This is a genomic window from Wolbachia endosymbiont of Madathamugadia hiepei, assembly GCF_013366855.1.
GTDB lineage: Bacteria > Pseudomonadota > Alphaproteobacteria > Rickettsiales > Anaplasmataceae > Wolbachia.
Genome location: NZ_WQMP01000196.1, coordinates 1 through 1,117, shown reverse-complemented (window position 1 = coordinate 1,117; position 1,117 = coordinate 1). Strand labels below are relative to the sequence as shown.

1 protein-coding gene and 1 pseudogene are annotated in these 1,117 nt (G+C 37.5%); both read right to left on the bottom strand.

Annotated elements, in window-relative coordinates; genetic code table 11:
* Positions 1 to 354, bottom strand: a 354-nt coding sequence (lepB, locus tag GO685_RS05330; protein WP_175937881.1) for a signal peptidase I, incomplete at its 3' end; no start/stop codon positions are given.
* A 265-nt stretch (positions 355 to 619) separates the two neighbouring features.
* A pseudogene (terL, locus tag GO685_RS05325) lies at positions 620 to 967 on the bottom strand (phage terminase large subunit); the annotation flags it as partial.
* Positions 968 to 1,117: the final 150 nt, after the last annotated feature.

The following is a 1,117-nucleotide window of genomic DNA, read 5'->3' as shown; positions in this document are numbered from 1 at the left end:
AAATCTGATGCTGTCGTTTTTCGTAGGTTTAAAAACTATTATGTCACCACGCTTTGGAGGGATATAAAAGATCCTGCCGCTGAAAATATTTGGAGAAAATGGAAAGGAGTGCTTACTGTAGCCATATGAATATTTACTGGTAAAAATATAATCTCCTTCAAGCAGAGTGCTTTTCATCGAACCAGAAGGGATATGAAATGGCTCAAATAAAAAACTACGTATTGATAGCGCGATCAGCAGTAAAAAGAACAATAAAGATAAAAATCTTCCTGTTCTTGCTACCCAGTTTTCTCTTAATTCCTCCAACTTTTCCAACTTTGTTTTTCTTATAAATTTAAGCTTATTATAACACACAAAAGTGGTAATGTGAAATTTTACTCGTAGGCGTTGTTTCTAACCTTGTAGCCTGTGCAAACCTTTGTTTATAATAGCTTCACCATGCCTTGAAATCAACTACACTATATACTACCGAATGTTTGAAATCACAGAAAGGTACCGCTTCAGCAAGATGGTCAAATGGATAGATAAGATGCTCTAAAAAGGTAATCATAGGGTAAAAGTGAGCTCACAACAAAAGGTGTCATCCAAATAGCCGACACTGGTTTCTGGAAGGCTCAAATCATAATGTTCGTATAGCTGCGACTCTGGAGGTGCTTTCTCTTATCCATTGCAGATATTGCACGGTGCTATCGACTTGGTCATTGTGATGTGCTTCTGGGAACATTAAAATTTCATACTCAAAATCATTGAGCCATATCGCCTGGTGCGGCAGAAAAACTTTTCCAGACTCTATAATTGGAACAATCTGGTGGAATCGAGCGAGTTTATCATCATGCGGTACTATTTCAATAACGGGTAAATCACTGCTTGCCTTCAGCTCTTGTACCAATTGCTGATCACTTATTTTGGCTTCAATTAAAACTGCGTGTGGTGTCCATCTTGCAGCCAGCGACAGGACCTGCTCTTTAAACGCTAACTATGGATTAGAAAGAGAGTAGAGAGAGAAATAGGGTAAACTCCAGTATCTTAGCAACAATAGGAGGTTACCCAATGCATAAGAATATAACAGAGTTATTCTGTTTTGTAGATGATTATTGTAAAATAATAGATGAGAACT